Here is a 3,997-nt window from a genome sequence, read left to right as displayed (position 1 = left end):
AAATAGAATAGATGACCAGCAGGTGTGCTGGTCGGAATGATTAATACTGGAAAATGGAAGTTTGTGGTACGGCAACACCGTGACACTGCCAGGACAGCGTGATTTTGGTATTCAAACACAGAGAACCGGCATAAACGCTGCAGGTCGCAACTGGCTGGCCAAATCCGACTGCACTGGCATAGCCCATGCGCTGACATTCTTTTGTCGCAGTTCCCTGAGCAACATAGTCGTCGGTACGTGCTGTTTGTAGCATGGCCTGGTTGTAAGTCAGACGAACCACGCCGGTAATGTTGCTGGCTTCGCTGACCTGAGCCTGCTTAGTGATGGTGCATCCCGTCAGCATGAGCGGTAAGAGGGCAAGAATAAAGGTCTTCATGAAATCGCTCTGAAAAATCGGTGATGCGCTATCCTGACATACATCACGGCTAATCAATGGCCTGAATAGCCAGAAGATCACCTGCGATTAATCACAACGACACCCTGTTTATGAGTCAAATCTGAAGGCTGGCGCAAAAACCGTGAGCATCTCGATATTTTATGAAACTTAATTTCATAAAATTTGAAAGCTGATTTACTAAATAGTAATGTGACTGAAATGTCATGACTTACGGCGGGCCCCCCGCGGCGCATTCAGGAGAGTACACAATGAAAATTGCATTGATGATGGAAAACAGCCAGGCAAGCAAAAACGCGATCATTCACCATGAACTTAAGTCTGTCGCGGATGAAAAAGGTTTTCCTGTGTTCAACGTCGGGATGAGCGACGAAAATGATCACCATCTGACTTACATCCATCTGGGCATCATGGCCAGCATTCTGCTCAATTCAAAAGCGGTTGATTTCGTTGTCACGGGCTGCGGTACGGGTCAGGGAGCCATGATGTCACTGAATATTCACCCCGGTGTGGTGTGCGGCTACTGCCTTGATCCCGCGGATGCGTTCCTGTTTGCGCAGATCAACAACGGTAATGCGCTCTCGCTGGCCTTTGCGAAAGGGTTTGGCTGGGGGGCTGAACTGAACGTCCGGTATATGTTTGAAAAAGCGTTTACCGGTCGTAATGGTGAAGGTTATCCGCCAGAGCGGAAAGACCCGCAGGTGCGTAATGCGGGGATTTTGAACCAGGTGAAAGCGGCAGTAGTAAAAGAAAATTATCTTGATACCCTGCGCGCTATCGATCCTGAACTGGTGAAAACCGCCGTTTCAGGTCCACGTTTCCAGCAGTGTTTCTTTGAAAACTGCCAGGACAAAGCGATTGAAGCCTTTGTCCGTGAAGTTATTGGCTAAACCCGGTTGGCCCGATAGTGTGAACTGAACTATCGGGCTTATCGACGTTTATTTGATACAGCGCTTCCTGCATCGCGGGTAAGCCGCAGCGTATCAACCATTCCTATCAGGCAAATCATGGCGATAGCGACGAATGCCAGCCGGAAACTGATGCCGGGTATCGCCCCCAGTGACCACCATTCACTCACTTGATCCCCGATGCGGATCCCGATAGCCGCCAACGAAATCCCTAATCCGACAGCCAGTTGCGTCGCTGTACTAAACAGCGTATTGGCATAGCTCATCTGCGATGCAGGAACATCCGCAAATGCCAACGTGCTGACACCGGTAAACTGAATTGAGCGAAAAACGCCGCCCAGATACAGCACCAGTAAAATTACCCATACGGGAGTTTGCGGTGTGATCAGCGCACAGGCCAATAGCGCCAGCACATTAAGCGCGCCGTTTATCAGCAGCAGCTTTTTAAAGCCTAACCAGCGTATTAACGGGGTAGTCGCGGGTTTAATCGTCAGGTTGCCAACAAACACGGCCAATACCAGGGAACCGGCATGAAAAGCATTCATACCAAAACCAACCTGAAACATCAGTGGCAACAGAAAGGGTACCGCACTGATAGAAGCACGAAACAGAGAACCGCCGTACATCGTGACACGAAATGTAGGAACGCGCATGGCATCCAGACGAATCATCGGCCACGCGGTTTGGCGAAAATGACGCAGGGCAAACAGGAACGTGGCGATTCCAAGTACCAGAAGTCCCGCAGTTAACCAGCCCTGCGGCTGTTGGGTTCCCAGCAGTTCCATCGCATATACCAGACTGACCATCGCGACCGATGTGGCAATAAAACCGGGAAAATCGAACGGGCGACGTTCGTCATCATGAATATCCGGGATAAAACGCAGCGCCAGCGCTATCGCCAGCAACCCCAGTGGCACATTAATAAAGAAGATCCAGCGCCAGTTGGCATAACTGGTAATAAATCCGCCCAAGGGGGGGCCAATTATGGGGGCCACTAAGGCAGGCCAGGTCAGGGTGGCGATCGCGGTGATCAACTGATGTTTAGGCGTGGTACGCAGAACGGCGAGGCGGCCGACCGGCACCATGAGTGCCCCCCCGACACCCTGTAAAATGCGCATTGCCACAAAACCTTCAATGCTGGTGGCGAGTCCGCATAAGACTGAGGCGAAGGTAAAGATCGCCAGTGCCAGGGTAAACACTTTTCGGGCACCAAAACGATCGGCAATCCAGCCACTGGCAGGGATGAGAACCGCCAGCGTAATCAGATAAGCACTGATGCCGATGTTCAGATCAACGGCCTGCACGCCGAAACTTTTTGCCATATCGGGCAGGGCCGTCGCAATCACCGTGCCATCGATGAACTCCATAAAGAAGGCCCCGGCGACCAGTAGTGCAGCCGGAGAAAGACCCCGCTTATTTTCAACCGCTAAATGTTCACTCATGTTGTGCTTGCCATCTCAAACGAAATTAACTGGAGCTGTTTTTTTATTTTCAGCGCGGCTGTACTGCTTTCGCCGCTACCGTTTCGAGCGCTGAATGGGTACTATGACGACCTTTCTATAAGGAGCTCACTATGTCCCAAACACTGAATGCCGATCAGGAACTGCTCTCGGACGTTGTTGCCTGCCAGTTGGTTATCAAGCAAATCCTGGATGTTATTGATGTTATTGCCCCGGTAGAAGTGCGGGAAAAAATGTCCAGCCAACTGAAAAGCATCGACTTTTCCAGCCATCCCGCGGGGGCTGATCCCGTTACGATGCGCGCAATTCAAAAAGCGGTTGCGTTGATCGAGCTGAAATTCACCCCGCAGAATGAGTCTCACTAAAATAAACCGTTGTTTCAGGTTTTAGAAAGGTTTTTTTGCGCCTCTCAGAACGGGAGGCGCAGATTTGTCGCGATCGGATATCAGTGATGTTGGTAGTTTACGACGTTTAGCAAATGCTTATCCGTTTGTGCCATACACAATCCAGCGCGTTTAGCGCTACGAACTTCATCAAGAATCGTTTGTAACAGCACGCCATCCTGCTGCTGTTCTTTTTCCAGATCATGAAGAAAATCAACGGTTGGCGCGTCGTTCAATGCTTCGGCTTCATCCGTCAAACGCGACAGCGTACGCGAACGCTGTTGATAATCTTCCAGCGTTTTCTGAAACAGTTCTTCAAGCGAAGTTAGCTCATCACCGGGAACATCGATGGCCTTGACGATGGGGTTAGCCCCTGCGCTTTTCATAAAATTAAACATACGCATCATTTGCGTCACGTTACCCTGCGCCTGAGTGCGCAGAAACGTCGCGGTGCCTGTCAGGCTGTGTTCGTAGCACCATTCACTGAGGTGAAGGTAGAGATTCGATGCGTAAAACTCAAGGTTCATTTGCGTGTTGAGTTTGTGAACAATTCCAACTGCAGCCATATCAATATCCTTATTTCCAGAAAGGAGAAGTACGTCACCAACGCCAGTACAACGGGCTGCCGTTGCACTTCACATCTACGTACGAGTAATACTGTTAGCAGAAAAAATCCGTTCCGCCGGTCCTTTAGATGATCACGAATTATATTCGCTTCCGATCGTGAATCAGCATAGCGCGTGCTTGGCATTAAGAAAATCCTTAAAACGGCCTATTTATGTTTTTTTACATATTGGTATAGCAATATTCTTGGCTATGCCATTTGTGTATATAATGGGTGTGAATGTAATT

At 49.8% G+C, this 3,997-nt stretch carries 5 protein-coding genes; 2 read left to right on the top strand and 3 right to left on the bottom strand.

Annotated elements, in window-relative coordinates; genetic code table 11:
• Positions 1-40: 40 nt before the first annotated feature.
• Positions 41-376, bottom strand: a complete 336-nt coding sequence (locus NNO02_RS22835) for a YecR-like lipofamily protein (RefSeq protein ID WP_271455831.1) — start codon at positions 374-376, stop codon at positions 41-43.
• 269 nt (positions 377-645) lie between these two features.
• Between NNO02_RS22835 and NNO02_RS22830 the strand changes: the two genes are divergently transcribed.
• Complete coding sequence (locus tag NNO02_RS22830; RefSeq protein ID WP_061068094.1) at positions 646-1,284, top strand: RpiB/LacA/LacB family sugar-phosphate isomerase; 639 nt, start codon at positions 646-648, stop codon at positions 1,282-1,284.
• 38 nt (positions 1,285-1,322) lie between these two features.
• Here the strand turns inward: NNO02_RS22830 and NNO02_RS22825 are convergent, their stop codons facing one another.
• Entirely contained in the window at positions 1,323-2,744 is a 1,422-nt protein-coding gene (locus NNO02_RS22825) for an MFS transporter (protein ID WP_271450235.1), read from the bottom strand.
• Positions 2,745-2,875: 131 nt separating this feature from the next.
• On the opposite strand from NNO02_RS22825, the gene NNO02_RS22820 reads away from it, so the two are divergent.
• Positions 2,876-3,127, top strand: a complete 252-nt coding sequence (locus NNO02_RS22820; RefSeq protein WP_005127709.1) for a DUF2766 family protein — start codon at positions 2,876-2,878, stop codon at positions 3,125-3,127.
• 80 nt (positions 3,128-3,207) lie between these two features.
• On the opposite strand, the gene NNO02_RS22815 is transcribed toward NNO02_RS22820, so the two are convergent.
• Positions 3,208-3,711, bottom strand: a complete 504-nt coding sequence (locus NNO02_RS22815) for a non-heme ferritin-like protein (RefSeq protein WP_271442707.1) — start codon at positions 3,709-3,711, stop codon at positions 3,208-3,210.
• Positions 3,712-3,997: the final 286 nt, after the last annotated feature.

Source organism: Citrobacter sp. Awk 2, from assembly GCF_028069815.1.
Taxonomy (GTDB): domain Bacteria; phylum Pseudomonadota; class Gammaproteobacteria; order Enterobacterales; family Enterobacteriaceae; genus Citrobacter.
Note: the sequence above shows the minus strand (reverse complement) of the source record. Positions and strands in the feature narration are given on the sequence as shown.

Coding starts and splice junctions, on each gene's coding strand:
- NNO02_RS22830 (WP_061068094.1), top strand. CDS start 646: ATGAAAATTGCATTGATGATGGAAAACAGCCAGGCAAGCAAAAACGCG.
- NNO02_RS22815 (WP_271442707.1), bottom strand. CDS start 3,711: ATGGCTGCAGTTGGAATTGTTCACAAACTCAACACGCAAATGAACCTT.
- NNO02_RS22835 (WP_271455831.1), bottom strand. CDS start 376: ATGAAGACCTTTATTCTTGCCCTCTTACCGCTCATGCTGACGGGATGC.
- NNO02_RS22820 (WP_005127709.1), top strand. CDS start 2,876: ATGTCCCAAACACTGAATGCCGATCAGGAACTGCTCTCGGACGTTGTT.
- NNO02_RS22825 (WP_271450235.1), bottom strand. CDS start 2,744: ATGAGTGAACATTTAGCGGTTGAAAATAAGCGGGGTCTTTCTCCGGCT.